Raw genomic sequence first — 26,632 nt, forward strand, 5'->3', positions numbered from 1 at the left:
CGGTGAAACTGCAACTTGTTGCCGTCGGCACGAAAATGCCTGACTGGGTGCAGACCGGTTTTATGGAATATCTGCGCCGCTTCCCGAAAGATATGCCGCTTGAGCTGACCGAAGTGACCGCAGGTAAACGCGGTAAAAATGCTGATATCAAACGCATTCTTGAAAAAGAGGGTGAAGCGATGTTAGCGGCGGTCGGCAAAGGCAATCGCATCGTCACGCTGGATATTCCTGGTCATCCGTGGGAAACCCCGCAGCTGGCACAGCAGATTGAACGCTGGAAGCTGGATGGTCGCGATGTCAGCCTGCTGATTGGCGGGCCTGAAGGCCTGGCCCCCGCCTGTAAAGCGGCGGCAGAGCAGAGCTGGTCACTGTCAGCATTGACGTTGCCCCATCCGCTGGTGCGCGTGCTGGTAGCCGAAAGTCTGTATCGGGCCTGGAGCATAACGACAAATCATCCTTATCATCGTGAATGACCGATCAGCCCACATCAGACATGACAAGTAGCGGATGAAATTACAAAGCAACGCCTTTCGCGATTACAGCGCCGAACAGAAACTCTTTGTCCGTCGGGCCTTTATCGCCTTCGTCGGTATCTTACTGCTCTCTTCAGTACTGGTGGTTAATCTTTACCACCTGCAGATCCTTCGCTTTGATGATTACAGCACCCGCTCCAACCAGAACCGTATCAAACTGGTGCCTGTGGCCCCCAGCCGCGGCATAATTTACGATCGTACCGGCACGCCGCTGGCGCTGAACCGCACCATCTATCAGGCAGAACTGGTTCCGGAAAAAGTAGATAATCTGCAACAGACCCTGGAAAACTTACGCCCGATTCTTGAGCTGACTGACGACGACCTCGAAAACTTCCAGAAAGAGCGTAAACGCTCGCGTCGGTTCACCTCTATCCCGGTTAAAACCGGTCTGAATGACGTGCAGGTCGCGCGCTTTGCGGTCAATCAGTACCGCTTCCCCGGCGTGGAAGTTAAAGGTTACCAGCGCCGCTACTACCCTTACGGTGCCACGCTGACGCATGTGGTCGGCTACGTCTCAAAAATCAACGATCGTGACGTTGCACGCCTCGACAAAGAGGGCATATGGCCTAACTACGCCGCGACGCACGACATCGGTAAGCTGGGCATTGAAGCCTATTACGAAAATTTGCTGCACGGCAAAACCGGCTTTGAAGAGGTTGAGGTCAACAACCGTGGCCGGGTCATTCGCCAGCTGCATGAGGAGTCCCCTCAGGCAGGCCGTGATATCTATCTGACTATCGATCTCAAACTGCAGCAATATGTCGAGACCCTGCTGGCGGGCAGTCGCGCGGCCGTCGTGGTCAGCGATCCGCGCACCGGCGAAATCCTCGCCATGGTCTCAACGCCCAGCTATGACGCCAACATGTTTGTCGACGGTATTTCCAGTAAGGATTACCGCGGCCTGCTGGAAGATGAAAACCGCCCGCTCTATAACCGTGCGATTCAGGCTGCCTATCCACCGGCTTCGACGGTTAAACCTTATGTGGCGGTCTCTGCCCTGAGTGCTGGCGTGATTAACCGTAATACCAGCCTGTTTGATCCCGGCTGGTGGCAGCTTCCCGGTTCAGAAAAACGCTTCCGCGACTGGAAAAAATGGGGCCACGGACGTCTGAACGTCACCAAAGCGCTGGAAGAGTCTGCCGACACCTTCTTCTATCAGGTTGCCTATGACATGGGTATCGACCGGCTGTCGGAGTGGATGAATAAATTTGGTTACGGCAGCCGTACCGGCATCGATTTACCGCAGGAGAGCGCCGGTAACATGCCGACCCGCGACTGGAAACAGAGACGCTTTAAAAAGCCGTGGTATCAGGGCGATACTATTCCGGTGGGGATCGGACAGGGTTACTGGACCGCCACGCCGTTGCAGATGAACAAAGCGATGATGATTCTCATCAACGACGGCGTCGTCAAGGTGCCGCATATGCTGCGCGCCACCCGCGAAGGCCGCACCCTGGTGCCCTATCGCCAGCCGCCTGAAGCCCCGATTGGTGATATCCATTCCGGCTACTGGGAAATTGCCAAAGATGGCATGTATGGCGTGGCGAACCGGCCCAACGGCACCGCGCACAAGAGCTTCGCCGATGCGCCCTATAAAATCGCCGCCAAGTCCGGTACGGCGCAGGTCTTTGGCCTGAAAGAGAACGAAACCTATAACGCCCATAAAATTGCTGAACGATTACGCGACCATAAATTAATGACCGCGTTTGCCCCTTATGACAAACCTCGGGTCGCCGTGACCATTATCCTGGAAAACGGTGGCGCCGGTCCGGCTGTCGGCACCGTCATGCGCCAGATTCTGGATCACATTATGTTGGGTGATAACAATACAGTCCTGCCGGACGCCGCTCCTGTGCCGCCCGGTTATGAAGGTGAATAAACATGTCGATGCAAGATAGTCCGCAGAAACGTTCGATCTGGATGCGCATCCACATCGATCCGCTGTTTATGCTGATCATTCTCGGCCTGCTGACCTACAGCGCTGTGGTGATCTGGAGCGCCAGTGGTCAGGACCCCGGCATGATGGAGCGTAAACTCGGTCAGATCGCGATGGGGCTGGTCATCATGATTGTGCTGGCGCAGGTACCGCCGCGCGTCTATGAAGGCTGGGCGCCCTATCTCTATATTGTCTGCGTCATTCTGCTGGTGGCGGTGGATGCCTTTGGGCAGATCAGTAAAGGCGCTCAACGCTGGCTCGATCTCGGCTTTGTGCGTTTTCAGCCCTCTGAGATTGCCAAGATAGCGGTGCCTTTAATGGTGGCGCGCTTTATCAATCGCGATGTCTGTCCGCCAACGCTGAAAAATACCGGCATTGCTCTGATTCTGATCTTCCTGCCCACCCTGCTGGTGGCGGCACAGCCCGATCTCGGCACCTCAATTCTGATTGCCGCCTCCGGCTTGTTTGTGCTGTTCCTCTCGGGTATGAGCTGGAAACTGATTGGCGTAGCCGTGTTGCTGGTCGCCGCCTTTATCCCGATTTTGTGGTTTTTCCTGATGCACGATTATCAGCGTGACCGCGTGATGATGCTGCTCGACCCGGAAACAGATCCGCTGGGAGCGGGTTATCACATTATCCAGTCGAAAATTGCTATTGGCTCAGGAGGTCTGCGCGGTAAAGGCTGGCTGCAGGGCACCCAGTCTCAGCTGGAGTTTTTGCCGGAACGTCATACTGACTTTATCTTTGCGGTTCTGGCCGAAGAGTTAGGCCTGGTTGGCGTGCTGCTGCTGCTGGCCCTTTATCTGCTGCTGATCATGCGGGGATTGGTGGTGGCAGCACGGGCGCAGACCACCTTTGGCCGGGTAATGGCGGGCGGTTTAATGCTGATTTTATTCGTTTATGTTTTCGTTAACATTGGCATGGTTAGTGGTATCTTACCGGTAGTTGGCGTGCCGCTGCCGCTGGTCAGTTATGGCGGCTCCGCGCTTATCGTGCTTATGGCGGGATTTGGCATTGTGATGTCGATCCACACTCACCGAAAAATGTTATCTAAAAGTGTCTAAGAGGCTGCAGATGCGTAAGGAATGGCTTGGCGTTGCACTGGCATCACTGGTTCTGGCGGCCTGTACCACGCCGGAACCCCAAAATACGGCGCCGCCGCAACCGGCTTACAATGGACCGGTGGTGGAGATTCCAGGCGTTGAGCCACGTTATGAGCCGATCAATCCGGGCACCAGCCAGGATTACAGCGTGAACGGCAAAAATTATCGCGTCATCAAAGATCCGTCGAACTACAGTGAAGTCGGCCTGGCCACCTGGTACGGCGAAGAGGCGCAGGGCAACCGCACCGCTACCGGCGAAGCCTACGATCCTGATGCACTGACCGCGGCCCACCCTACTCTGCCGCTGCCGAGCTATGTGCGCGTGACCAATATCGCGAATGGCCGTCAGATTGTGGTGCGCGTTAACGATCGCGGCCCTTACACGCCAGGACGCATTATCGACCTGTCGCGGGCTGCCGGTGACCGCCTGAATATCTCCAACAATTCGCGCGTGCGGGTTGATTACATCAAGGTCGCCCCAGACGGTTCGCTCTCTGGCCCCGGCACCATCGGGACCGTCGTGGCAAAACAGAGCTACTCTCTGCCTGCCCGTCCGGACCTGAGTGGTGGCGCGGTGATGAACGGCGGCAGCGCAGCCCCCTCAGAGCCGCCTGCGCAAAATGTTGAGGCCATCAGCAACAGTACGCTGCAAAGCGGTGACAACATGGGCGCGCCGGTGCAGAGCAGCGGCTTTCTTGGTGCACCCCAGCCATTAGCGACCGGCGTACTGGAAGGTAACGAACCGCCAGCCGCCGCACCCGCCAGTTCCGCACCGGCAGTCAGCAATGCTGCTCCCGCAGCAGCCAGCGCCGCGCCTGCAGCCAGCAATGGTGGTGCCGACGGATATGTGGTGCAGGTCGGTGCGCTGAATGACCCGGCGCGTGCCCAGCAGATGATGAAAAGCCTGAGCCAGCGTTATGGCGTGCCCGGTAAGGTAGAAGACGCGGGCAACAATGTGTATCGCGTTCAGCTCGGCGGCTACACCTCCCGCGCCGAAGCGGCTGCGCTGCAACAGCGCCTGAGCAGTGAAGGCCACGCCGCCTCATTTATTACTAACACGCGTCGCTGAACCGTTTGTCAGACAGCTGCACGTTACGTCTGCTAACAACCCAATCATCACGTCCGGTGCCAGTTAATCTGGCATTGGGTATGATGAGTGACATTTTCAACCTCAAACTCACGGATGTTGTAGTCCTACACATGAACACGCTGAAATCATCTCGTTTGCTGAAACGCCTGACAGTGGGATCACTGATCGCTTTCTCTCTCAGCCATGCTGCTATTGCTGATGACGTCAATCTCAAGACCATGATTCCGGGCGTGCCGGACATTGATGCCGAAGCGTACGTCCTTATCGACTACAACTCAGGCAAAGTGCTGGCAGAGAAAAATGCCGATGCACGCCGCGATCCTGCCAGTCTGACCAAGATGATGACCAGCTATGTCATTGGTCAGGCCGTTAAAGCGGGTAAAATTCATCAGGACGATATGGTCACCGTCGGCCCGGATGCCTGGGCGACCGGCAACCCGGTGTTCAAAGGCTCCTCGCTGATGTTCCTGAAGCCAGGCGACCGCGTGCCGGTCTCTCAGCTGACCCGTGGGATTGTGCTGCAGTCCGGTAACGATGCCTGTGTTGCAATGGCTGACTATGTCGCTGGCAGCCAGGATGCGTTCGTTAATCTGATGAACAACTACGTCAAAGCGATTGGCCTGCAGAATACCCACTTCCAGACCGTTCATGGTCTGGACGCGGAAGGTCAGTACAGCTCCGCGCGCGATATGGCGTTGATCGGTCAGGCGCTGATCCGTGACGTGCCGGAAGAGTATGCTGTCTATAAAGAGAAAGAGTTCACCTTCAATAATATCCGTCAGATGAACCGTAACGGTCTGCTGTGGGATACCAACCTGAATGTGGACGGCATCAAAACCGGTCATACCAACTCAGCCGGTTACAACCTGGTGGCGTCTGCGACTGAAGGCCAGATGCGCCTGATTTCTGCTGTGATGGGCGGTCATACCTACAAAGGCCGTGAAACTGAGAGTAAGAAACTGCTGACCTGGGGCTTCCGTTTCTTTGAAACCGTGGCGCCACTGAAAGCGGGCAAAGAGTTCGCCTCTGAGCCAGTCTGGTTCGGCGATAACGACCGTGTGCAGCTGGGCGTGGAAAAAGATGCTTACCTGACCATCCCACGTGGCCGCATGAAAGATCTGAAAGCCAGCTATGTGCTGACCAACACGGAACTGCATGCACCACTGAAGAAAAATCAGGTGGTCGGCAGCATCAACTTCCAGCTGGATGGCAAGACTATCGAACAGCGTCCGCTGGTGGTACTGAACGAGATCTCTGAAGGAGGTTTCTTTGGCCGTATCGTTGATTACATCAAGCTGATGTTCCATCACTGGTTCGGTTAAGCGTGGCGGGTGATTGAAAAATCACCCCTTCGCCCCCATTACACGATATTATGTTGCTCCCGCTCAGGCGGGAGCCTGTTTTTTATGCACCGGAGTTAATATGAAAACCAAACTGAATGAGCTGCTCGAATTTCCTACCCCATTTACCTACAAAGTAATGGGTCTGGCACAACCGGAGCTGGTTGATCAAGTGGTTGAAGTGGTGCAACGCCATGCGCCAGGCGACTACAGCCCTGAAGTTAAGCCGAGCAGCAAAGGCAACTATCACTCCGTCAACATCACTATCACCGCCACCCACATCGAGCAGGTAGAACGCCTGTACGAAGAGCTGGGCAACATCGAAATTGTGCGGATGGTACTGTAATTTACGGGTCGGCAAGGCGCCTCTGCCTGACGGTTTGCCGACGTTATCCTCAGCGTTATTTCTTTTAGCGGGCTATCGTTTTGTCAGTTGAAACTCTTCTTGTCCGCCAGTCAGGTCTGCGCGACTGGCAATCTGTCTCCGACGCCATGCATCACTATACCGACCAGCGCAACGACCAGAGTCGTGATGAAATCTGGCTGGTTGAACATCCTCCGGTCTTTACTCAGGGTCAGGCGGGCAAAGCAGAGCATCTGCTGATGCCAGGCGAGATCCCGGTGGTGCAGAGTGACCGTGGGGGTCAGGTCACCTATCACGGGCCAGGACAGCAGGTGATGTACGTCCTGATCGATGTGAAACGCCGTAAGCTCGGCGTACGCCAGCTGGTGACCATTCTGGAAGAGACGGTTATCGCCACCCTGGCAGAGTTTGGCGTCAGCGCCCGCGCCCGTGCTGATGCACCTGGCGTCTACGTCGGGGAAGAGAAGATCTGCTCACTGGGATTACGAATCCGTAAAGGCTGCTCGTTTCACGGTCTGGCGTTGAATGTTGCCATGGATTTGTCGCCCTTCCTGCGCATCAATCCCTGTGGTTACGCCGGCATGAGCATGACCCAGTTGAAAAATTTCCAGCCAGAGGTGACGACGGAGCAGGTACACTCTCCGCTGGTCAGCGCGTTTGCGCGGCTGTCAGGTTATGAAAATGTTGAATGGATTTCAGGGGATCTCCCTGTTAAACCTTAACGCAGAATGCGAATTTACAAATATGTAACTTATCCGCGCTGACTGTGGCTGCTTCGCAGGCGATGTGATGATATAATTTTTGCACTTTTTTCAAATAAAGTTGAAAGCAGCCTTCCCGGTTTGAGTGGGAACGCTTTCAAATCGCAATCCGACCGGAACCTGCTGATTTATGAGTAAACCAATTCAGATGGAACGCGGCGTCAAATATCGTGACGCAGACAAAATGGCGCTGATCCCGGTGAAAACCGTGGCTGTTGAACGGCAGGAGATGTTGCGTAAGCCGGAATGGATGAAAATCAAGCTGCCAGCTGACTCCAGTCGTATTCAGGGCATTAAGGCCGCGATGCGTAAAAACGGGCTGCACTCAGTCTGTGAAGAGGCATCCTGTCCTAACCTCGCCGAATGCTTCAACCACGGCACCGCCACCTTTATGATCCTTGGCGCAATCTGTACCCGTCGTTGTCCGTTCTGCGATGTGGCACATGGCCGCCCCAATGCCCCTGACGCTAACGAACCCGCTAAACTGGCGCAGACGATTGCCGATATGGGCCTCCGCTACGTGGTGATCACCTCGGTTGACCGCGATGATTTGCGTGATGGTGGCGCACAGCACTTTGCCGACTGCATCAGCGCGATTCGCGAAAAAAATCCGACGATCAAAATTGAAACGCTGGTGCCGGACTTCCGTGGCCGTATGGATCGCGCGCTGGAGATTCTCACCGCGACGCCACCGGATGTGTTTAACCACAATCTGGAAAACGTACCGCGCGTCTACCGCCAGGTGCGTCCGGGCGCGAACTACGAGTGGTCACTGAAGCTGCTTGAACGTTTCAAAGAGGCGCATCCTCACATCCCGACAAAATCGGGTCTGATGGTGGGCCTGGGCGAAACCAATGCCGAAATCGTTGAGGTGATGCGCGATCTGCGTCGCCACGGTGTCACCATGCTGACGCTGGGCCAGTATCTGCAGCCGAGCCGCCACCACCTGCCGGTTCAGCGCTACGTCAGCCCGGCTGAGTTCGATGAGATGAAAGAAGAAGCGATGGCGATGGGCTTTACCCATGCCGCGTGCGGTCCGTTTGTCCGCTCTTCCTATCACGCGGATATGCAGGCCAAAGGCGAAGAAGTGAAATAAGCACGCTTTTACTTCAGGAAGCCCGAAAAACAAAAAACCAGACTGGAAACAGTCTGGTTTTTTTTATCTGTGCCTGAAATAAAAAGTAACAGTTATTTGCAGCAAATAACCGATTAATCTTTATGAACGACGCGTTCTGCCGGCACGTCTTCAGCCGCAGTTCGGGTTGCGCTGGTATCTTCATCTTTCATGGCTTTTTTAAAGCCCTTGATTGCGGAGCCCAGATCGCCACCCAGTGAGCGCAACTTGTTGGTACCAAAAAGCAGTACGATAAGCGCACCGATAATCAGCAGCTTGGCAATACTGATACCTTCCATATTTAACCTTTCAACTTTATCGAATCACGGTGACTGATATTTACGCGCAGTTTGCCTGCGGCGACAACTGGAATCTGTAACAGAGTAAGATCTCAGATGAAGCGACTCAGGAACGCCTGGGTGCGCGGATGCTGTGGATTCGCGATCACCTCTTCAGGCGTGCCCTGCTCCACCACCACCCCCCCATCCATAAAAACCACGCGATCGGCGGCTTCCCGCGCAAAGCTAATCTCATGAGTCACCACGATCATCGTTAATCCCTGGTCGGCCAGGGTACGCATGGTCGCCAGCACTTCGCCCACCAGTTCCGGATCGAGCGCGGAGGTCGGCTCATCAAACAGCATCAGCTGCGGCTTGATCGCCAGCGCCCGCGCAATCGCCACACGCTGTTGCTGTCCGCCCGAGAGGTGACGTGGCCAGGCGTCCGCTTTATCGCTTAACCCCACCGTCGCCAGCAGCGATCGGGCATGGGCCATAGCCTCCTGACGCGGGAATTTATGCACGCCGATGGGCGCTTCAGTGATGTTCTGCAGCACGGTCATATGGGGGTAGAGATTGAACTGCTGAAACACCATGCCAATTTTCTGGCGCTGACGGGCGATCTGGCGTGGCGACAACCGGTGCAGCACATGCCCTTTAAGTACATAACCGATCTGCTCATCACCGACCCGAATCGATCCGGCGTTCATCTCTTCAAGATGATTGATGCAGCGCAGAAACGTGGATTTACCGGAACCAGATGGCCCGAGGATCACCACTACTTCACCGGGCCAGACATCCAGATCGATCCCTTTCAGAACCTGATTGTCGCCGTAATTCTTCTGCACGTTGCGGGCGCAGACCAGGGGTTCACGCTGACTCATTGCTCCTCCTGCTGGGGTTGCACGTTAGCCGCGATGGTGGCGCGTCTGGGGGCGCTGGCCACCCGACGAGTGCCACGCGCGTAGTAACGCTCGATGGCGGACTGGCCCAGATTGAGGATCGAGGTGATCAGCAGATACCAGATCACCGCCACCATCAGCATCGGGATGATCTCGAAGGTACGGTTGTAGATCGCCTGCACCGAGTAGAGCAGATCGCCCATTGCGATCACGCTGACCAGCGACGTCGCCTTGATCATGCTGATCAGCTGGTTGCCGGTGGGCGGAATAATCGATCGCATCGCCTGAGGAATGATGATGCGCCGCAGCGCCCGTGAACGACTCATGCCAAAGGCCTGGGTAGTCTCTACCTGACCGTTATCCACCGACAGCAGACCGGCGCGAATAATTTCCGCCATATAGGCCGCTTCATTCAGCGCCAGCCCGGCAATAGCGGCTGTCAGTGGGGTGATCAGATCGTTGGTATTCCAGCTGGCCAGCGTGATATCGGTCCACGGCAGCGTCAGCGACAGCGCCGGAAACAGCGTAGAAAGGTTGTACCAGAAGATCAGCTGTACCAGTAGCGGCGTGCCACGAAAGAACCAGATATAGAGTCCGGCAACGCCGCGCAGCAACCGGTTCTCGGAGAGCCGCCAGACGCCCAGCAGCAGACCGAGCAGCGTGCCGAGTACCATCGACACCACTGTCAGCCCCAGAGTGACCTGCAACCCTTTAAGCACGGATCCTTCAGTAAACCACTTGAGCACCACCTGCCATTCAAAGTTAGGATTGGTCGCCACCACCCACAATAGATTGGTGCCGATCACCAGCACTAAAATCCAGCTGATCCAGCGTCCGTAAGTGGGGGCGTTGCGAGCGAACGCCACGTCGCGCAGCTGTGCCTCGCCTCTGTCACCGCTGTGCAGATGGCGCGGCGGGCTCATTTGCTGGCCTCTTTCGCCAGATTCAGTCCGGGTGCGGTGGTCATGTTGCCCTCAAGCTGCCACTTTTTCATGATGGCCGCATACGTCCCGTTCTGATACAGCTCTTTGTAGGCATCCAGCACCACCTGACCCAGCGGCGAGCCTTTCGGCACCACCGTGCCCTGGAAAATATCGCCAAAGCCGTTTTTCTGCCCTTTGCCCGCTAGCTCAAGCTGCCCTTTCGCCTGATTAACAAAGTAAGTCAGCGGCGCCTGTGATGAGAAGAACGCATCGGAGCGTTTAGAGCGCACCGCCAGAATTGATGAAGGCTGATCGGTAAAGGCCTGCACCGTCACGGCCGGTTTCCCGTCGGCCACACACCGGTCTGACTGCTTACGAATAACCTGTTCCGCAGAGCCAGCGGCCATAACGGCAATGCGCTTGCCGCAGGTGTCGTCCAGCTGATTGATTCTGGCCGGATTGCCCTTCTGCACGCCGAACACCACGAACTCCTGCACAAAATCGATGAAATCCACTTTCTGCTGACGGTCCGGATAATCACCAATCGGCCCAATCGCCAGCTGATAACGACCCGCATTGATGCCGGTGAGTACGCCCGATAAACCACTCACCGTCGCATGCTCGATCTTCACACCCAGCAGTTGTGCCAGTGCAGTCGTTAATTCGGCCGACGCGCCCTCCATTGAGTGCGGGCCATTCACAATTTCATAGGGCGGAAATGAACCGTTATTCACTGAAATCATTTTGCCCGATTTTTTGATCTCATCTGGCAGCCTGTCATGCAGGGCCTGGTCAACTTTTTGCACCGGAATAGCGTCGGCAGCCTGCGCCAGGGATGCAGTCAGCCCCAGCGCCACGATTAAGGCGGTTGCTCTCTTCGTCATAATGGATTCCTGGTTCAGCGGATCAGTTGAGTTCGGGACGGGCAAAGCGCCGGTTTTCCAGTACCGGCAGCACCCGGCGGGCATAGGCGACGCGCTCAGGATCGAGATCGGCAAACAGCAGCGCCGGCGATTCCGCCGCATTCGCCACCGCTACGCCCAGCGGATCGACCACCAGGCTGTTGCCGATATTGCGCGGGCCGCACTCCCCCACCGCCACCATATAGCAGGTGTTTTCCAGCGCGCGGGCGCGGGTCAGCAGTTCCCAGTGCATCTCTTTCAGCGGACCTTTAACCCAGGCGGCAGGCAGCACCAGCACCTCTGCACCATCCAGCACCAGCCGACGCGCCAGCTCAGGGAAGCGCACGTCATAGCAGGTCATTAATCCGACTTTCATACCCGCGACCTCAATCAGCGGCGGAATGACGTGGCCGGGATTGACCCGCTGCGACTCCTGCATCGCAAAGGCATCGTACAGATGCAGCTTTTCATAGGCGGCGATGATCTCACCGTTACGGATCGCTACCAGCACGTTGAGCGCTTTTTGCTCGCCGGTGGGAACGTGAATGCTCATCATGGTGGTCAGTGCATTCTGCTTGCTGGCGGCCAGCAGCTGGCTCAGAAAAGGGCCATCCAGCGGCTGCGCCGCCTTCAGCACTAAATCGGGGTCGGCTATATCACGTGCCAGCACCCCTTCCGGCAGTACCAGCAGATCGGCGCCACCTTCTGTCGCCCGCTGCATTAAGTCCAGACAGATACGGGCGTTCTCCTGCCATTCGCGGCTCACCGCAAATTGTCCCAGTGCTACTTTCATCATTTCTCTTCTCCCGCAGCGGCCGGAAACATTGCTTCCGGCGTCAGTACCTGGTGAGTCAGCCCTTGCTCATAGAGCTCGCGACCAAAGTCCGCAATCATCTTTCTGTTAACGCTAAAACCATTCTGATTCCAGTCAGCGGGCAATTCCTGCGCAGTGCGTCGCAAATCGTCCAGCAGCCACGGCGTGGTGTCGGCATATTTCTCTCTTTTCTGCATCCACAGCCGGTAAGAGCGATCGATGACCTCACTTAACGCCGCAGGCAGCCACGGATGCGCCGCCGCCAGTGCCGGTTTAAGCGCCAGAATGTGGATGCCCGGCACATAGCCGACACGATTAAAGTAGTCCCGCTCCGCCTGATAAAAATCGGTCTGCAGCTGACGTAATCCCGAACCAGGCAGGAAAAAGCCCTCCGGCATAAATGGCGTGAAGATGGCATCCAGCTCACCCGCCTGCAGCATCTCTATCAGCGGTCGTTCGTCAGGCGCGGGTTCAATGCGGCCCGGGCGGCCAAATCCCGCCAGCCGATCGACAATCGGATGATCGGCAGTAAGACGACCGGCATACCAGAACACATCATCGATTTCGACGCCTGCTTCACGCAGCACCGTGCGTGTCCAGGTATTGCCCGAATCCTGCCAGCCGGTGACGCCGATTCTCTTACCTTTCAGCTGCGCAGGCGTGGTGATGGGGCTGCTGCTGGTGGTGATAATGCAGCGCTGGCGGAAGCCGCGCATCAGGAAGTGTGGCAGGCCAAGTAGTGTTTCGTCTCCTCTGGCCCGGCCCTGAGCATAGCGGCTGAAGGAGACTTCGCCCGCGTCATAGTCGGGGCTGGTCGCCAGATCATTCACAAGTGTGCCGACGCGGTCGATCTGCAGTTCAAAACCTTCTGGTCTGATATCGCCCAGCGCCAGCGGGGTGAAGTAGTCCCAGTCGCGTACCGCCAGTCTGATGAGTAGCCTTGCCATGATCTCTCCGTTTACGCTGCACCGTCGGGACGGGGCATAAAATAGTGCTTGAATTTGATACTAGATCCGGAATACTTACCTGAACAATCATTAATTTGTTACTGAACAAAGTATTTTCTTATGACAGAGAGCGTCGACCTCAACTGGTTTTGCAGCCAGATAAAATCGCCTTCAGTGAAAGGCATTGCACAGGCAGCCTCCGCGCTGATTCGTGACGGACAGATCGCGACAGGTATGCAGATGCCTGCGGTGCGGGAGATAGCGGAGCAGCTGGGTGTCAGCCCGGCAACCGTTTCTGCTGCCTGGGCGCAACTCAGAAAGCAGAAAGTGCTGGCGGGCAAGGGGCGCAGTGGTGTCTGGGTCAGTAGTAATACGGTGATGCCGCGTCCGATTCGCTTTGAGAAGATCGGCAACTACGGTGATAACATCCGCGCCGATCTGACCCTCGCCGCGCCCGACCCCGCCCTGCTGCCTGACCTGCAGCGTGCGCTGCAGGCGGCCCTGCACTCACCGCAGCTCAACAGCTACACCCGTGAGGCGATTTCCGCGCCGCTGCTTCAGGCGATCGCGCCGCGCTGGCCCTATGCTGCAGAGGCGTTTCTGGCGACAGATGGCGGTTTTGACGCGATGAATCTGCTGGTGCAAACCCTGGTCTCGCCGGGAGACCGCGTGATTATTGAAGATCCGACCGCGACCCGGCTGCTCGATATACTGGATAACGTCGGCGCAGAGATTCTGCCGCTGGCGTGTGATGATCAAGGCCCGCTGCCAGAGGTTCTTTCTCTTCTGCTGGAGCAGGCACCGGTAATGTTGATCTATCAGCCCCGCACCCACTCGGCCACCGGGAACAGCATCAGCCCGGCGCGACGTCAGGCAATGGCGCAGGTTCTGCAACAGAGCAACACACTGATCGTTGAGGATGATGGTATTGGCGATCTCTCCGCGGAGGCGAGCTGGAGCCTGGGTTCAATCTTTCCTGAACGCACGCTGCACGTCCGTTCGTTTTCCAAAGCCTATGGACCGGACCTGCGGCTGGCAGTGCTCTCTGCCACCTCGGAGATGGTCAGGCGCATTCAGTCATGGCGAAATTTTGGCGTCAGCTGGACCAGCCGCATTCTGCAGGATGCGGTGGCGTGGCTGCTGGAGGATGAGGAAACGCAACGGCAGATCGCCACCGCACGCGCGACCTACCGGCAACGGCGTGAAGCGTTGCTCGCGGCGCTGGCACAGCGTGGGCTTGATCTTCCGCTTCGCGACGGATTAAGCCTCTATATTCCGGTGACTTCAGAGCAGTTTGCCATGATCACGCTGGCTGCCCGCGGTATTGCGGTCGTGCCAGGCGAGCGCTGTCGGCTCGGCCCAACCCAATTTATTCGCGTCAGTATCGCCAGCCTCAGGGATGAACAGCGGGAGATGATTGCCGGGGCGCTGGTCATCGCCAGCGGACGGGAATTTAACTCGCTTGCAGATCTTTGATGAGATAACAGGGGGATTCAACATAGCCTTCACGGGCGTAGAACTGGTTCGCCTTGAGACGTGACTGATGGCAATGGACTTCCATGCGATCGCAGCCACGACGAGCCGCCAGCATTTCGGCATGCTGAATCAGCTGCTGGCCGACGCCTTTACTGCGCTCACCTTCTGCAATGCAGAAATAGCTGATGCGGGCGAAATCACCGGCCAGCGCCAGCTGAGGAATAAAATGTAAGGAGAGAAACCCCAGCACCTGACTGCCATGTTCAGCCACCAACAGCGCTTCACTGGGATCGCTGCATAACTGCGCCAGGCGCTGTTCAATAAAGCTTTCAGTGCCGCCGTAGCCTAACTCGCTCAGTAATGCACTCAACGCAAAACTGTCTTTCAACTCTGCCTGACGTATGTTCATCCTGCCTCCTCACTCACCGGGTTCTGTCGCACAGTTATATAGCGTCGCAAGCCAAAAAGCTGCATCTCGGGTTGTTATAAATATGTTACGGTTATTTAGTGTGAACCGCCGCGCAGTTTGTGCGCCAACACGCCGAGAGTGAGAGTACGACAGGGGGGATGAAGCGCAGATTACAGCCATAAAAAAACCCGCCATAAGGCGGGTTTTTAGAATTCTGACTGTTAACTTACAGACTGATAACGTTAGCAGCAGATGGGCCTTTAGCGCCGTCGGTGATTTCAAACTCTACGCGCTGACCTTCAGCCAGAGTTTTGAAGCCGTTGCTCTGGATTGCAGAGAAATGTACGAATACATCTTTGCTGCCATCTTCAGGAGTAATGAAACCGAATCCTTTAGATTCATTAAACCACTTAACGTTACCTTTGATCTTAGACATCTATATTACCTTTACATGAAAAATGGACACTAAACTGTGTCGGGGTCTAGTACAGCAATTGCTGAGGGATTTGTCCAGCATGATTTGATGAAAAAGTGATAAATATCGACATTCTGTACATCCATCACACTTTCCTGCTTTTCGACTTGCGAAACATCGCTCAACGCGTATCAGGCGCAGAGCGGGTATCGGTCGCTAACCTGCTGGAAACGAAACCCTTTTTAATTTTAAGCGGTTATGTTACTGACGTTAAAAAGAAAAATCTGATTAAGATATATTCCTGTTCTTAATGACGTTTACGCCGCTAAAAGGACATTTTTTTTCTATCATCCAGACGGTAAGTCCCATGACCTTAAACCCGTTTTTCTGCTTTTTCAGGCCTGCGTCCTGCCAGTGGCTATTTATTGTACGATAAATCTTAAATTCACTGGCGCAGATCCCGCTCCCTCGCCAAAAAAAATGAGTCGGCTATGCCATTATCATCAGTCATGGCAGGCTATTCGCGGATATTTTAGCCAACAACTAATAAACACTGATCTGGATCAATGAAATACTTTTTAGTGGCCGGATGCGCATTTGGCAACAAACAATCAAAAGCATAAGAAACTACTTTTCTTATCGCAGTGCGAAATAATATTGCCGCGCAATAGATAAAGTCCGCTTAACCGGTCAGGCACAGGCATCCGTTAATGCTGAGTAAAAGGAGGGGGAGACACAGGATGGTGATGAAGATACGTTGCGGTCAATGTGGAAGCGCCCGATTCGTTTTTACTGATTACCGCGAGGGCCAGCGAAACTTTCATGGTGCCTGCTGCGCATACTGTAAGAAACCTCTGGGCTCACAGGATCTGCTGCCCAATACGCCGATGGATCCCATTACAGACGCTCTGTTGGCCAGCCAGAAAACATTGCGGGCACCTGATTAGGTGCCCGCTGTTGCTAAAGCGTTAACAGATATCAGAAAATCAGTTTGAACACCCCTGTCAGGGTCAGTAAGCCCACGATAAAAATGATCGCAATAATCCACAGAATAATTTTCATTTCCTTTCCCCTCACCAATTAAACACTTTTCCTGTAAGCATTATAGACAGGAAAATGCGCCCTGCCGCTTCACTTACGGCTCAACTGGTCATAAGTTCATCAACCCTGAGCTTTATTTAAATTCTGAGATAACGATCGCAACACCACTTTTTAACGGCTCTCTTTCTTCGTTTTACAGAACACTCCTGGCTAAAATTTAGGCGGCAAGGCAGGCCTCAAGAGTGATGAGATTGAAAATGAGTCGCGAGGAGATCTTATGAGCACGATTAATACCAGCATGGGCCGCTACAGCCTCAAGGCAAAAAACAGCGGTAACCACATCAAAGGGACTTTCGCCATCAACGATGAAGGCGGCACGCAGCTCTCTCTGCAGGAGTTTGACGAGCACTACCTTGATGATGTGGTGAATAACGTTATCTACCCCGTTACCGGTGGCAACCGTGACATTGCACACGCGCTGCGGGAACAGATGGTGAAAGCCGGTTTTGAACCGCCTCATTAACGTGGCAGATTCAGACTGAATCTTCTCTGTCAGGCCGCACCTTGCGGCCTTTTTTATGCTGTCTGTCCCGCACATCCCGCCTTTCCGGTTTAACCGGCAACAGGGGCAGCAAGCGCGACGGGATGTTCAAAGCTCAAAGAGGCAGCGGGAGAGACGCGAAAGCAGAGAGCCGCTGGCAGGCTTGCCAGCGGCCAGAGGTTAAATCGCCCAGGAGAGCAGCAGGCAACCCACCAGACCACAGACCGAAATAATGGTTTCCAGCGCCGACCAGGAGCGGATGGTTTCGCCAATCGTCAGGTTGAAATACTCTTTGAACAGCCAGAAGCCCGGGTCATTAACGTGCGAGAAGATCACGCTGCCGGACCCTACGGCAATGACCATCAGTTCCGGGCTGGCGCCGCTGGTAACAATCAGCGGTGCCACAATTCCCCCGGCGGTAATGGCCGCTACCGTGGCAGAACCCAGAGCAATACGCAGCACCGCGGCAATCGACCAGGCCATAAAGATTGGCGACAGCTGAGTAGAATGCATCATGCTGGCAATATATTTATCCACGCCGCTGTCCACCAGCACCTGTTTGAAGGCACCGCCACCGCCGATGATCAACAACATCATGGCGATGATTTTGATCGAGTCGGTCAGGGTATCCATGACCTGTTCCATCGTGCGACCGCGATTCAGTCCAAAGGTGAAGATTGCAATCAGCACCGCAATCAGTGTCGCCATCACCGGGTCGCCAAAGAACTCCGCATAGGGCAGCAGCACATGGCCTTTAGGCAGCAGCATCTCTGCCACCGCACGCAGCGCCATCAGCACCACAGGTACCAGTGCCGTCCAGACGCTGACGCCAAACCCAGGCATTTCCGCCTCGGTAAAGGTTTTCGGGTTATAGAGACCCTCAGGAATCGGTTTGTCGATGCCTTTCAGGAAGCGGGCGTAGACCGGACCCGCCAGAATCACCGTAGGAATACCCAGCAGCGTACCAAACAGCAGCGTTTTACCCATGTCAGCGTTAAACAGCGTCGCGATTGCGGTCGGTCCAGGATGCGGCGGAAGAAAGCCGTGCGTCACTGACAGGGCAGCCGCCATCGGCACCCCGACATAGAGCAGCGGCACACGTGCCGACGCCGCAACGCTGAACACTAGTGGCAGCATCAGTACAAAGCCGACTTCATAGAACAGCGCAAATCCGACGATAAAACCGGTCAGCACCAGCGCCCACTGAATATGCTTAGTGCCGAATTTTTCAATCAGGGTGGTGGCAATACGCTGCGCACCGCCGCAGTCGGCCAGCAATTTACCGAGCATGGCACCAAAGCCCATGATCAGCGCCAGGCTGCCCAGTGTGCCACCCACGCCCGCTTTGATTGAGGTAATCACTTTATTAACCGGCATGCCCTGCATCACACCGACCGCCAGCGCCACCAGGATCAGCGCGATAAATCCATTAAGCTTAAAGCGAATCATCAGCAGCAGCAGTAACGCGACGCCAATCGCCACATAGAGTAATGGCATAGCTTTTCTCCACCTTGTGCACTGAACATCATTCAGTGTCGGTTTATTATCATGATCCCCTGAGGGCTACAAAACAGTGCGCTGTAAGATGTTTACACATCCCGACAAACGCTGTTACCGATAACATGTTAAGGGTAACATCAGCAGGAAAGCACCACCCCGCCGGGGGTGAATTTCTGTTTTGCGAAGGTGATCAACTTTTTGCCAATGCGTTATCAGAAAGTTTGCCAGTCCCGGCGCCTTGCTTTTCGTTACACTCAGATTTTAGCGAAATGTAAAAAGGATGCGCTGGTGAGTGAGAACCTGAGTGAGCTGTACAGTAATCAACGAACCCTCTTTGGCCGGGGCAGCCTGGATAAACTGGTGCCGCTGCTGGCCGCCCGGTCACAGCCTACTCTGCTGTTTTGTGGACAATCTTTTCTGCAAGGCCCCGCATATGCCCGGCTAAAAGCCGGACTCAACGATCATATTATTGGCTATGAAATTGTCAGTCATGAAGCCTCACCCGCCGAGATTGATGGCTGGGTTGCGCGCTGGCGCGGTCATGTCGATCGGGTCGTCGCGATTGGCGGCGGGAGCGTACTGGATGCGGCGAAAGCATTTAGCGCGATGGTACAACACCCGTTGCCAACCGCCCGCTATCTGGAAAAAGTGGGTGACACCGCGGTTCAGCCCATCACGTTGCCGCTGATTGCTATCCCGACTACCGCCGGTACCGGCAGTGAAGTGACGCAAAATGCGGTAGTGACTGACCAGCGTGACATTCAGATAAAAGCGTCACTGCGCCACCCGGTCTTTGTGCCGGAGGTGGCAATTCTCGATGCCGATCTGCTGAAAGGTGCGCCTGACCGGGTGCTGGCAACCTGCGGTATTGATGCGTTTACCCACCTGTTCGAAGCGTATCTCTCCGGCAAAGGCAACCTCTTTACCCGACAGCTGGCGCTGACCGGCCTGCGTCAGTTTGTTCAGGCCTGGCCTGCACTTAATCGTGAGGATGCTGCTGGCGACGCGGCACGGGAAGCGATGATGATGGCGTCGTGGCTGGGCGGTGTCAGTCTCAGCAGTGCGGGTCTGGGAGTGATCCACGGTATTGCGGGGGAACTGGGCGCGATAAAGCCGTTCCATCACGGTGAAGTGTGCGGACGTCTGCTGTTTCCGTTCCTGGATCTGTTGTCCGACAGCGAACAGCCACTGCAGCGTAAGCTGATGGCGGAACTGCACCCGCAGCTCTTCAGCGAAACCACGGACTCACCGGCGCAGTTTCTGAAACAGTGGCTGCAGCAGCAGGCGATCACCCCATTCTGGCAGGATGGCCCTTCACTGAGCCGCGACGAGGTGGAGTGGATTCTGGCGCGTGCCAACAGCAAAAATTCGCTGGTGAATTACAGCCGCGAGCAGATGCAGATGATGATCGCGCAGGCTTGGCAAATCACGGCGTGATCAGGAGCCGCGTTGCCCGCATTCGCTGACCAGGCACAACCGGGCCTGCCAGCCTCGCCCGGCTTTGCTGCTCCTCAGCGCTATCCTGTTGCACCCGCTCTCTGAGCCAGGCGGCTGGCTGAATCACGGGGCTAACCGCCCTGGCTTAATCGCAGCGCCAGACGGCTAAGCCTGCGTGGCGCTAAAAGGCCCCTCACCTGCCAGCATCTGCTCAATCACCTGCAGCACGCCCTGCTCGTTGTTAGAAGGCGCGGCATAGCGTGCCGCCTGTTTCACCCGCTGTGGCGCGTTGTCCATGGCAAAACTGAAGCCAGACTGTCTGAGCATCTCCAGATCGTTACCGCCATCACCAAAGGCCAGCACCTGGTCGTGCGCGATCCCCCAGCGTTGTGCCAGCAGATCCAGACCGTGCGCTTTATGATTCCCCGGCACGATCAAATCCACCGAGCCGTGACCGCTTGAGGTCGCTGCCACTCGCCCCTGATGCAGACGTTCAATATCCGCCATCAGTGGCTCGATATAGTCATCAGAGAGATTCAGCGCGAACTTAAACAGCCGGTCATGCTGCACCTCATCCAGATGATGAATCGGCTTCAGCCGGTGACAGTAATGGCGCATCTTCTTCAGCCAGTTCTCTTCCATGCCGTCGAAGTACCAGGCGCTCTCCCGGCCACACAGCAGGTAACGCAGACCCGGATAGTCGCCGTTTTGCAGGGTGTCGATTACCGCGTCAACATCGCGGCGTTCAAAGGCACCGCAAAACAATTCCTCATCACGATCGATAATCCATGCGCCGTTTTCGGCTACAAAGGCGATATCGCTGGCGATCTCCGGGAAGAAGGATTTGAGCTGGTAATACTGATTGCCGCTGGCCACCACAAATTTGATGTCACGGGCGGTGAGTTGCTGATAGAAGTCGAGAAAGCGGGATCGATTGTACTGCTTGTTATCGTCCAGAAAGGTGCCATCCATATCTACCGCAACCATCTTAACCGTCGTCATCATGACTCCTTACACAGGGAATTTTCAGCGTGGAGTGTCAGGATAGCCGCTGGCGCGGCAAAACGGAAAGAAAGTGGGATGGCCGCAGCCATCCCCTGGGGATCAGTTCAGGGCGCTGTTCAGCACCAGCGCGGTAATTACCCCGGTTGCGGCAGCAATCAGCACATAGTTGCCGTCGATGTTTGCCCAGTGATAACCGCGCGGCGGTTCACGCAGACCACGTTCATGCCAGTCGGCTACGCGGTAATGGTCGCCGCGGTACGCCTGCGGGACAGGATGCCCGCGACGGAAGTCGTGTCCCTGCCAGGCGAAATGGTCGCGGTCATTACGTGCCTCTCTGCCCCGACCGTTGTTGTCCTGATCCGGGCGATGATTGACGCTGTCATGACGGTTGTTGCCACGCTCCTGATTCTGGTCAGAACCGCGATTGTCAGCACGATGGTCACCGTTCTGATGCGGCACAGGCTTGCGGTGCGCGTCATCACGATCGTCTGCCCGTGAGGCCTGAGAAAAGAGTGTGCTGCATGTCAAAAGTGAAGCGATAAGCGTTAATGTTGTTTTTTTCATGATACTGCCTCCGAAAATAACGGCTGTTCAGGCACCGTTGATCGGCATCATGGCAATAATTGTGGCGGGAGACATCTGTAAAAGTCTTAAAATCCGGTAACTTACACACTATTACGCTTGCTTAGCGCTTTCTTAACACAGGACATGCGATGACAACGTTGCTGACGCAATCCAGAGGTTAACCGGGCAACCTGCGCTGTCTGAAAATCACGCTCTGGTTGACGGATGATGGCCGATGAAAAGTCAGGATGCTGAAACGCACCCTGACATTTTTGCGGTTATGGCGTGCTGAGGATCACTGGCGCATCCGGTAACCCGGTAAAGTGCGTCACGATGTGGTGGTAATCAGCCGTCGGGTCCAGATCGCGGAACACTTCCGGATAGAGATCTTTTGCCAGAATTTCCATGCCGATAATGTTGTAAGGGTGATTATAGAAATGGTGATAAACGCCATACACCCGCTTCTGTTTCACCGGTTCGATCTGCTCCAGACCGGTGCGGCTCTGCAGGCGGTTAAAGGTGGCGGTCACGTCGGTCTGACTGGCACCGTAACCAAACGGCAGCACGTTACTGTTCGGGCGTTTAGAGCCGGTCATGATATAGACGTCCGGCTTCATGGCGATAATCTTCTCCAGCGACACAAATCCTGAGCTGCCGGGCAGCAGTGCAGAACCGATATTCTTGCCACCGACCGCTTCCACCAGCGCGCCCCAGCCGTTATGACCGTGGGTAAAGCAGCAGTTGTCGCTGTTACCGGCAATCGGTTCAATAAATACGGTTGGCTTGTGCGGTACCTGCGCAATCTTCTGCTGAAGCATCTGCCAGCGCTGCTGGTAAAAATCGGCGTAAGCTTTCGCCTCGGCTTCGCGATTCAGAACGGTGCCCAGCACTTTCACGCTCTTCAGGGTGTTCTCTTTCGGATGAAGTTCAACATCAAGGAACAGCACCGGGATATGGAGATTTTTCAGGGTAGCAAGCACGCCTGACTGCGTCAGGGCCGGTTTGGCGCGCAGCTGCGCAATCATCAGATCGGGCTGCTTCGCCAGCACGCTCTCCAGATTGACCTGCCCCTGATCGTTAAAGCCCATATCAACAATCGATGCCGCCTGCGGCCAGCGCTGCTTCAGCAGGTCCCAGGTCTGGGTATCCTGCTTTTTCGGCAGGTTGTTCCAGGCAACGACACGCTGAAACGGGTTCTGGCGATCCAGTAATGCCAGCGCCATCACGTCACGCCCATCCTGTAAAATCACATGCTGCGGCTCTTTTTGCAGCGTAATTTTCTGACCATCCATATCGGTCACCGTGACCGGATAGGTGGTAGCCGCACAGGCGGTTGACAGTAAAAGTGTGGTGGCAGCAACTATCCCGATTTTCATTTTTCTCCTGTCCTTTTAGGGAATAATAATTATTCGCGTTAACTCTACCATGCTGATAAGTACCAAATGTAACTATTGCTAACCAGATGCGTCTGAGAGGCGGCATTAACAACGCGGCAGCGGGCTTAAATCAGGGAGCGATATCGCTGAATACGTGGAGGTGCACGGAGAGAATGGCGAAGGGCGGGCAGAATGGCAGGCGCATCCCAGGGGGATTGAGATGCGCCTGTTGCGCTAAGTGTTACTTCACCAGCGAATAGAAGATTGCGGAGATGGCAATCAGTCCGATCAGCACGACAAACAGATTGCTGATATGTCCGCTGTACTTCCGCATCGCGGGTACCTTCTGGATAGCGTACATCGGCATCAGGAACAGAATCATCGCAATGACCGGCCCGCCAAGCGTCTCAATCATGCCGAGAATATTGGGGTCCAGCGTTGCCACCAGCCAGGTCGTCAGCAGCATAAAGAGTCCGGTCAGGCGATTCAGTCTGGCGGGCGCGATGGTTTTGCCGCGACTGCGCAGCGCCTTATTAACCATGCCGTTAAATCCTTCGCGCGCACCAAGATAGTGACCGAGAAACGATTTCGTGATCGCCACAATGGCAATCAGCGGTCCCAGCCAGGCGATCATCGGCACCTTAAAATGGTTCGCCAGATAGGAAAGAATGGTGATGTTCTGCGCCTTGGCGGCGTGTAAATCTTCAGGCGACAGGCTCAGCACGCAGCTGAAGACAAAGAACATCACCGTCACCACCATCATCAGGTGCGAGCAGGCCAGAATGCGCGAACACTTTTTCTCTGCGGCATCGCCATACTCTTCCCGCTTTGCCAGCGCGAATGAGGAGATAATCGGCGAGTGATTAAACGAGAAGACCATCACCGGAATCGCCAGCCACAGCGTCATCCACAGGCTGCTGCCCGCGGGCTGAACGTTCAGGGTCGAAAGCACAGCGCCGTGCCAGTGCGGGATCAGATAGCAGGCCATCAGCATCAGCACCGCCACAAAGGGATAAACCAGCACGCTCATCGCTTTGACAATCATCTTCTCGCCGAAACGCACAATGGTCATCAGTCCGACAATCAGCAGCAGCGACAGCAGCACACGCGGTGGCGGCACCAGGCCGAGCTGATTCACCATCAGGCTCTCAACCGTGTTGGTGATCGCTACGCTGTACATCAGCAGAATCGGGTAGATAGCGAAGAAATAGAGCAGCGTAATCAGCTTGCCCGCACCAACACCAAAATGCTCCTCGACCACCTCGGTGATATCCCCGGCCGGATTTTTACCGGAGAGAACGAATCGGGTCAGGGCGCGGTGCGCAAAAAAGGTCAGCGGAAACGCCAGTATCGCCATGATGATCAGCGGGATCAGCCCGCCGACGCCAGCATTGATAGGCAGGAACAGCACACCCGCCCCAATCGCCGTGCCGTATAAACCCAGCATCCACATGGTGTCGGTTTTACGCCATCCCGTATCGACGTCACTCTCAAGCGCGCCCAGCGTGCCAGTTTGCGTGGTTTTCATCAGATCTTCCGTTTTAAAAGCCGCCAGTAACCTGAGCCGTCAGGCAGGCAAATGTCCGCCCCACTCTGCGCCTCAGCTGCAACCGGATCAGTCAACGTGATGCTGACCCGCCCGTGCATAGGTAATCGATTGCGTGCGCCACTTTTTACACTACCTGACGATAAAAGTTCAAGCCGTGCAGATAAACACGCATGGATTGCTGAAAAAACCGTCAGGTTGTGCAAAGTGACTGCGCGGCGATCATGCCATCTTTGTGGCAGTTTTACCGCCCCTAAAAAGGTGATCCCTGTAACGGTTCAGCGCAACGGGCTACGCTTAAACAGATTCTGTCGCGATCACGCCGACAGGTGCACTGGAGAAGAGAATGAAAATTGCCTGCCTCGGATGGGGATCGTTAATCTGGAAAGCTGGCGCACTGCCGGTGGCCAGTCAGTGGCATCATGATGGTCCTGAGCTACCGATTGAGTTTGTGCGCATCGCTGACGGCGGCGAGCTGTCGACCGCGATCTGCCTTAACGCCAGCCCGGTGCCGGTGTACTGGGCCTGGCTGAATACCGCCTCACTTGAGAGCGCCTGCCGCGCATTGCGCCTCCGTGAAGCCATTCCGGACAGCCGCATCGATGGCATCGGGATGATGACGGTGACAGCGACCTCAGCGGGACCACTGGCAGAGTGGGCTAAGACCAAAGGCATAGAAGGTCTGATCTGGACCGGTCTGCCTGCCCGCATGGCGGGTGTCGAAGGCCAGATCCCGACGCTGGACGACGCGCGGCACTATCTGCAGCAACTCACCGGTGAAACGCGTGAGCATGCCTGGCACTACATCGAACAGGTTCCGGCACAAATCGACACGGTTTATCGTCGTGCGTTTGCCGACCTCGCTCTCTGGCAACCCGAAACCCGAGCCGTAACGGTCGCCACAACGCAGGTTCAGCCGCCCTGTCAGCCCGGCTGAAACTGACCAGCCTGCTGCACCGCTCTGCTTACTCCTTAAAGGATTACTACACTTCAGGCAGGTTTCGATTTCAGGTTTCCTGAGTCTTTCCCGTGCGTGGCCACGCCTTCTGGTCTGGCCGCCGTCCCCTAATCATCAGGAGATGAACAGATGAAAGCATTAACTTATCACGGCCCCCATAAAGTCAGCGTCGATAACGTTCCCGATCCCGGTCTGGAAGCCGCAGATGACATTATTCTGCGTGTGACCGCCACCGCTATTTGCGGTTCAGACCTGCACCTTTACCGCGGCAAAATCCCCGGTACCGGGCACGGAGATATCTTTGGTCATGAGTTTATGGGCGAAGTGGTTGAGACAGGCAGCGCAGTGACCGCCGTGGCCAAAGGCGATCGGGTGGTGATCCCGTTTGTTATCGCCTGTGGCGACTGTTTTTTCTGCCTGATGAGCCAGTATGCTGCCTGTGAAAATACCAACAGCGGACGGGGTGCCATCCTGAACCGGAAAAACATCACGCCGCCCGCAGCCCTGTTTGGTTTCAGCAAACTCTATGGCGGTGTGCCTGGTGGACAGGCGGAATATGTCCGGGTGCCGAAAGCCAATACCGGCCCGTTTAAAGTGCCGTCGGTACTGTCGGATGAGAAAGTGCTGTTCCTGTCAGACATTCTGCCCACCGCGTGGCAGGCGGTGAAAAACGCCGAGGTGAAACCCGGCTCCAGCCTGGCGATTTTCGGTGCCGGACCGGTTGGCCTGCTCAGTGCCGCCTGCGCCCGACAGCAGGGTGCCGAACAGATCTACATGATCGACCACAACAACTACCGCTTAAACTTTGCCCGCGAGCGCTACGGTGTTATCCCGATTAACTTCGATGAGATCGATGACCCGGCCGGCTGGATTATCGAACACAGCACCGGCAATCGCGGTGTGGATGCGGTAATTGATGCAGTAGGATTCGAGGCAAAAGGCAGCATGACCGAAACCGTGCTCACCAATCTCAAACTGGAAGGCAGCAGCGGTAAAGCGTTGCGTCAGTGTATTGCCGCAGTAAGGCGTGGCGGTATCGTCAGCGTGCCGGGCGTCTATGCCGGATTTATTCACGGCTTCCTGTTTGGTGACGCCTTTGACAAAGGGCTGACCTTTAAGATGGGACAGACCCACGTACACGCTTATCTGCCCGACCTGCTGAAGCTGATCGAACAGGGTCATCTGACGCCGGAAGAGATTGTGACCCACCATCTGCCGCTGGAAGATGCTGCGCGTGGCTACGATATTTTCGCCAAACGCGAAGAGGAGTGCCGCAAGGTGATTCTGGTGCCTGGCATGGCAGCGACACAGGCCACAATATAATTTCACAATGGGTCTGAAACGCTTAACCCTGGCT

At 55.6% G+C, this 26,632-nt stretch carries 26 protein-coding genes; 13 read left to right on the top strand and 13 right to left on the bottom strand.

Translation table 11 applies throughout. The features are described 5' to 3' along the window. Window positions 1–2 precede the first annotated feature (2 nt). From rlmH to lipA, 8 genes are all read left to right on the top strand, one after another. The gene (gene rlmH, locus NR195_RS12070; RefSeq protein ID WP_010258969.1) at window positions 3–473 is read left to right on the top strand and encodes a 23S rRNA (pseudouridine(1915)-N(3))-methyltransferase RlmH; all 471 of its coding nucleotides are present in this window, start codon (window positions 3–5) and stop codon (window positions 471–473) included. Between the two features lie 34 nt (window positions 474–507). Then, window positions 508–2,412 (top strand): peptidoglycan DD-transpeptidase MrdA, encoded by a 1,905-nt coding sequence (gene mrdA, locus NR195_RS12075; protein WP_010258971.1) that lies wholly within the window; start codon window positions 508–510, stop codon window positions 2,410–2,412. An 8-nt stretch (window positions 2,413–2,420) separates the two neighbouring features. Next, window positions 2,421–3,533, top strand: coding sequence for a peptidoglycan glycosyltransferase MrdB (mrdB, locus tag NR195_RS12080; protein ID WP_010258973.1), 1,113 nt, complete (start codon window positions 2,421–2,423; stop codon window positions 3,531–3,533). Window positions 3,534–3,543: 10 nt separating this feature from the next. Then, window positions 3,544–4,641: an endolytic peptidoglycan transglycosylase RlpA gene (gene rlpA / locus NR195_RS12085; protein WP_256844557.1), complete on the top strand. Its 1,098-nt coding sequence runs from the start codon at window positions 3,544–3,546 to the stop codon at window positions 4,639–4,641. Window positions 4,642–4,772: 131 nt separating this feature from the next. Continuing rightward, complete coding sequence (gene dacA / locus NR195_RS12090; protein ID WP_010258977.1) at window positions 4,773–5,984, top strand: D-alanyl-D-alanine carboxypeptidase DacA; 1,212 nt, start codon at window positions 4,773–4,775, stop codon at window positions 5,982–5,984. A 100-nt stretch (window positions 5,985–6,084) separates the two neighbouring features. After that, a complete protein-coding gene (ybeD, locus tag NR195_RS12095) occupies window positions 6,085–6,348 on the top strand; it encodes a DUF493 family protein YbeD (RefSeq protein WP_003854030.1) in 264 nt (87 codons plus the stop codon). A gap of 80 nt (window positions 6,349–6,428) precedes the next feature. After that, window positions 6,429–7,088, top strand: a complete 660-nt coding sequence (lipB, locus tag NR195_RS12100) for a lipoyl(octanoyl) transferase LipB (protein WP_029519432.1) — start codon at window positions 6,429–6,431, stop codon at window positions 7,086–7,088. 169 nt (window positions 7,089–7,257) lie between these two features. Then, window positions 7,258–8,223 (top strand): lipoyl synthase, encoded by a 966-nt coding sequence (lipA, locus tag NR195_RS12105; protein ID WP_010258979.1) that lies wholly within the window; start codon window positions 7,258–7,260, stop codon window positions 8,221–8,223. A 113-nt stretch (window positions 8,224–8,336) separates the two neighbouring features. Here lipA and tatE read toward each other — a convergent pair whose 3' ends face one another. The 6 genes from tatE to NR195_RS12135 form a co-directional block, all read right to left on the bottom strand. After that, window positions 8,337–8,540, bottom strand: coding sequence for a twin-arginine translocase subunit TatE (gene tatE, locus NR195_RS12110; protein WP_010671272.1), 204 nt, complete (start codon window positions 8,538–8,540; stop codon window positions 8,337–8,339). 92 nt (window positions 8,541–8,632) lie between these two features. Further along, window positions 8,633–9,403 (bottom strand): amino acid ABC transporter ATP-binding protein, encoded by a 771-nt coding sequence (locus NR195_RS12115; protein ID WP_010258981.1) that lies wholly within the window; start codon window positions 9,401–9,403, stop codon window positions 8,633–8,635. Continuing rightward, complete coding sequence (locus NR195_RS12120; RefSeq protein ID WP_187510935.1) at window positions 9,400–10,344, bottom strand: amino acid ABC transporter permease; 945 nt, start codon at window positions 10,342–10,344, stop codon at window positions 9,400–9,402. Before NR195_RS12120 ends, NR195_RS12115 begins: the two co-directional genes overlap by 4 nt. Beyond that, window positions 10,341–11,228, bottom strand: coding sequence for an ABC transporter substrate-binding protein (locus NR195_RS12125; RefSeq protein ID WP_061704241.1), 888 nt, complete (start codon window positions 11,226–11,228; stop codon window positions 10,341–10,343). Before NR195_RS12125 ends, NR195_RS12120 begins: the two co-directional genes overlap by 4 nt. Before the next feature lie 22 nt (window positions 11,229–11,250). Beyond that, window positions 11,251–12,039, bottom strand: coding sequence for a deaminated glutathione amidase (locus NR195_RS12130; protein ID WP_033771122.1), 789 nt, complete (start codon window positions 12,037–12,039; stop codon window positions 11,251–11,253). Further along, complete coding sequence (locus NR195_RS12135) at window positions 12,039–13,007, bottom strand: ABC transporter substrate-binding protein (RefSeq protein WP_033756873.1); 969 nt, start codon at window positions 13,005–13,007, stop codon at window positions 12,039–12,041. Before NR195_RS12135 ends, NR195_RS12130 begins: the two co-directional genes overlap by 1 nt. A gap of 120 nt (window positions 13,008–13,127) precedes the next feature. Between NR195_RS12135 and NR195_RS12140 the strand changes: the two genes are divergently transcribed. Then, window positions 13,128–14,483: a PLP-dependent aminotransferase family protein gene (locus tag NR195_RS12140; RefSeq protein WP_033771120.1), complete on the top strand. Its 1,356-nt coding sequence runs from the start codon at window positions 13,128–13,130 to the stop codon at window positions 14,481–14,483. On the opposite strand, the gene NR195_RS12145 is transcribed toward NR195_RS12140, so the two are convergent. Together NR195_RS12145 and cspE are read right to left on the bottom strand one after the other, a co-directional pair. Further along, window positions 14,461–14,892 (bottom strand): GNAT family N-acetyltransferase, encoded by a 432-nt coding sequence (locus NR195_RS12145; protein WP_010258992.1) that lies wholly within the window; start codon window positions 14,890–14,892, stop codon window positions 14,461–14,463. The two genes, NR195_RS12140 and NR195_RS12145, sit on opposite strands and share 23 nt — an antisense overlap. A gap of 226 nt (window positions 14,893–15,118) precedes the next feature. Continuing rightward, a complete protein-coding gene (cspE, locus tag NR195_RS12150) occupies window positions 15,119–15,328 on the bottom strand; it encodes a transcription antiterminator/RNA stability regulator CspE (protein ID WP_006118399.1) in 210 nt (69 codons plus the stop codon). Between the two features lie 1,297 nt (window positions 15,329–16,625). Here cspE and NR195_RS12155 point away from each other — a divergent pair. Continuing rightward, complete coding sequence (locus NR195_RS12155) at window positions 16,626–16,871, top strand: hypothetical protein (protein WP_010258994.1); 246 nt, start codon at window positions 16,626–16,628, stop codon at window positions 16,869–16,871. Between the two features lie 198 nt (window positions 16,872–17,069). Here NR195_RS12155 and gntT read toward each other — a convergent pair whose 3' ends face one another. Next, entirely contained in the window at window positions 17,070–18,386 is a 1,317-nt protein-coding gene (gntT, locus tag NR195_RS12160; RefSeq protein WP_010258995.1) for a gluconate transporter, read from the bottom strand. A 291-nt stretch (window positions 18,387–18,677) separates the two neighbouring features. On the opposite strand from gntT, the gene NR195_RS12165 reads away from it, so the two are divergent. Further along, window positions 18,678–19,826, top strand: a complete 1,149-nt coding sequence (locus tag NR195_RS12165) for an iron-containing alcohol dehydrogenase (protein ID WP_256844558.1) — start codon at window positions 18,678–18,680, stop codon at window positions 19,824–19,826. A 165-nt stretch (window positions 19,827–19,991) separates the two neighbouring features. Here the strand turns inward: NR195_RS12165 and NR195_RS12170 are convergent, their stop codons facing one another. The 4 genes from NR195_RS12170 to NR195_RS12185 all read right to left on the bottom strand — a co-directional run bounded on the left by NR195_RS12170 (window position 19,992) and on the right by NR195_RS12185 (window position 24,299). Beyond that, window positions 19,992–20,828 (bottom strand): Cof-type HAD-IIB family hydrolase, encoded by an 837-nt coding sequence (locus NR195_RS12170; protein ID WP_256844561.1) that lies wholly within the window; start codon window positions 20,826–20,828, stop codon window positions 19,992–19,994. A 102-nt stretch (window positions 20,829–20,930) separates the two neighbouring features. Continuing rightward, window positions 20,931–21,395: an RcnB family protein gene (locus NR195_RS12175; RefSeq protein WP_010671265.1), complete on the bottom strand. Its 465-nt coding sequence runs from the start codon at window positions 21,393–21,395 to the stop codon at window positions 20,931–20,933. A 278-nt stretch (window positions 21,396–21,673) separates the two neighbouring features. Then, window positions 21,674–22,771 (bottom strand): ABC transporter substrate-binding protein, encoded by a 1,098-nt coding sequence (locus tag NR195_RS12180; protein ID WP_033756865.1) that lies wholly within the window; start codon window positions 22,769–22,771, stop codon window positions 21,674–21,676. A gap of 241 nt (window positions 22,772–23,012) precedes the next feature. Beyond that, complete coding sequence (locus tag NR195_RS12185) at window positions 23,013–24,299, bottom strand: HAAAP family serine/threonine permease (protein ID WP_010671264.1); 1,287 nt, start codon at window positions 24,297–24,299, stop codon at window positions 23,013–23,015. A gap of 364 nt (window positions 24,300–24,663) precedes the next feature. On the opposite strand from NR195_RS12185, the gene NR195_RS12190 reads away from it, so the two are divergent. Together NR195_RS12190 and NR195_RS12195 are read left to right on the top strand one after the other, a co-directional pair. Continuing rightward, window positions 24,664–25,254, top strand: a complete 591-nt coding sequence (locus tag NR195_RS12190) for a hypothetical protein (RefSeq protein ID WP_163640627.1) — start codon at window positions 24,664–24,666, stop codon at window positions 25,252–25,254. A 150-nt stretch (window positions 25,255–25,404) separates the two neighbouring features. Beyond that, on the top strand, window positions 25,405–26,598 hold the full coding sequence (locus NR195_RS12195; RefSeq protein ID WP_045140685.1) for a zinc-dependent alcohol dehydrogenase: 1,194 nt from the start codon (window positions 25,405–25,407) through the stop codon (window positions 26,596–26,598). Window positions 26,599–26,632 lie beyond the last annotated feature (34 nt).

Origin of the sequence: Pantoea sp. Ft-CA_14 (genome assembly GCF_024520875.1) — a bacterium.
Classification (GTDB): Bacteria; Pseudomonadota; Gammaproteobacteria; order Enterobacterales; family Enterobacteriaceae; genus Pantoea; species Pantoea agglomerans.

Excerpts from the sequence above, each read along its gene's own strand:
- mrdA (WP_010258971.1), top strand. The coding sequence starts at position 508 with ATGAAATTACAAAGCAACGCCTTTCGCGATTACAGCGCCGAACAGAAA.
- mrdB (WP_010258973.1), top strand. The coding sequence starts at position 2,421 with ATGCAAGATAGTCCGCAGAAACGTTCGATCTGGATGCGCATCCACATC.
- rlpA (WP_256844557.1), top strand. The coding sequence starts at position 3,544 with ATGCGTAAGGAATGGCTTGGCGTTGCACTGGCATCACTGGTTCTGGCG.
- dacA (WP_010258977.1), top strand. The coding sequence starts at position 4,773 with ATGAACACGCTGAAATCATCTCGTTTGCTGAAACGCCTGACAGTGGGA.
- ybeD (WP_003854030.1), top strand. The coding sequence starts at position 6,085 with ATGAAAACCAAACTGAATGAGCTGCTCGAATTTCCTACCCCATTTACC.
- lipA (WP_010258979.1), top strand. The coding sequence starts at position 7,258 with ATGAGTAAACCAATTCAGATGGAACGCGGCGTCAAATATCGTGACGCA.
- tatE (WP_010671272.1), bottom strand. The coding sequence starts at position 8,540 with ATGGAAGGTATCAGTATTGCCAAGCTGCTGATTATCGGTGCGCTTATC.
- NR195_RS12115 (WP_010258981.1), bottom strand. The coding sequence starts at position 9,403 with ATGAGTCAGCGTGAACCCCTGGTCTGCGCCCGCAACGTGCAGAAGAAT.
- NR195_RS12120 (WP_187510935.1), bottom strand. The coding sequence starts at position 10,344 with ATGAGCCCGCCGCGCCATCTGCACAGCGGTGACAGAGGCGAGGCACAG.
- NR195_RS12125 (WP_061704241.1), bottom strand. The coding sequence starts at position 11,228 with ATGACGAAGAGAGCAACCGCCTTAATCGTGGCGCTGGGGCTGACTGCA.
- NR195_RS12130 (WP_033771122.1), bottom strand. The coding sequence starts at position 12,039 with ATGAAAGTAGCACTGGGACAATTTGCGGTGAGCCGCGAATGGCAGGAG.
- NR195_RS12135 (WP_033756873.1), bottom strand. The coding sequence starts at position 13,007 with ATGGCAAGGCTACTCATCAGACTGGCGGTACGCGACTGGGACTACTTC.
- NR195_RS12140 (WP_033771120.1), top strand. The coding sequence starts at position 13,128 with ATGACAGAGAGCGTCGACCTCAACTGGTTTTGCAGCCAGATAAAATCG.
- NR195_RS12145 (WP_010258992.1), bottom strand. The coding sequence starts at position 14,892 with ATGAACATACGTCAGGCAGAGTTGAAAGACAGTTTTGCGTTGAGTGCA.
- cspE (WP_006118399.1), bottom strand. The coding sequence starts at position 15,328 with ATGTCTAAGATCAAAGGTAACGTTAAGTGGTTTAATGAATCTAAAGGA.
- NR195_RS12155 (WP_010258994.1), top strand. The coding sequence starts at position 16,626 with ATGAGCACGATTAATACCAGCATGGGCCGCTACAGCCTCAAGGCAAAA.
- gntT (WP_010258995.1), bottom strand. The coding sequence starts at position 18,386 with ATGCCATTACTCTATGTGGCGATTGGCGTCGCGTTACTGCTGCTGCTG.
- NR195_RS12170 (WP_256844561.1), bottom strand. The coding sequence starts at position 20,828 with ATGACGACGGTTAAGATGGTTGCGGTAGATATGGATGGCACCTTTCTG.
- NR195_RS12175 (WP_010671265.1), bottom strand. The coding sequence starts at position 21,395 with ATGAAAAAAACAACATTAACGCTTATCGCTTCACTTTTGACATGCAGC.
- NR195_RS12180 (WP_033756865.1), bottom strand. The coding sequence starts at position 22,771 with ATGAAAATCGGGATAGTTGCTGCCACCACACTTTTACTGTCAACCGCC.
- NR195_RS12185 (WP_010671264.1), bottom strand. The coding sequence starts at position 24,299 with ATGAAAACCACGCAAACTGGCACGCTGGGCGCGCTTGAGAGTGACGTC.
- NR195_RS12190 (WP_163640627.1), top strand. The coding sequence starts at position 24,664 with ATGAAAATTGCCTGCCTCGGATGGGGATCGTTAATCTGGAAAGCTGGC.
- NR195_RS12195 (WP_045140685.1), top strand. The coding sequence starts at position 25,405 with ATGAAAGCATTAACTTATCACGGCCCCCATAAAGTCAGCGTCGATAAC.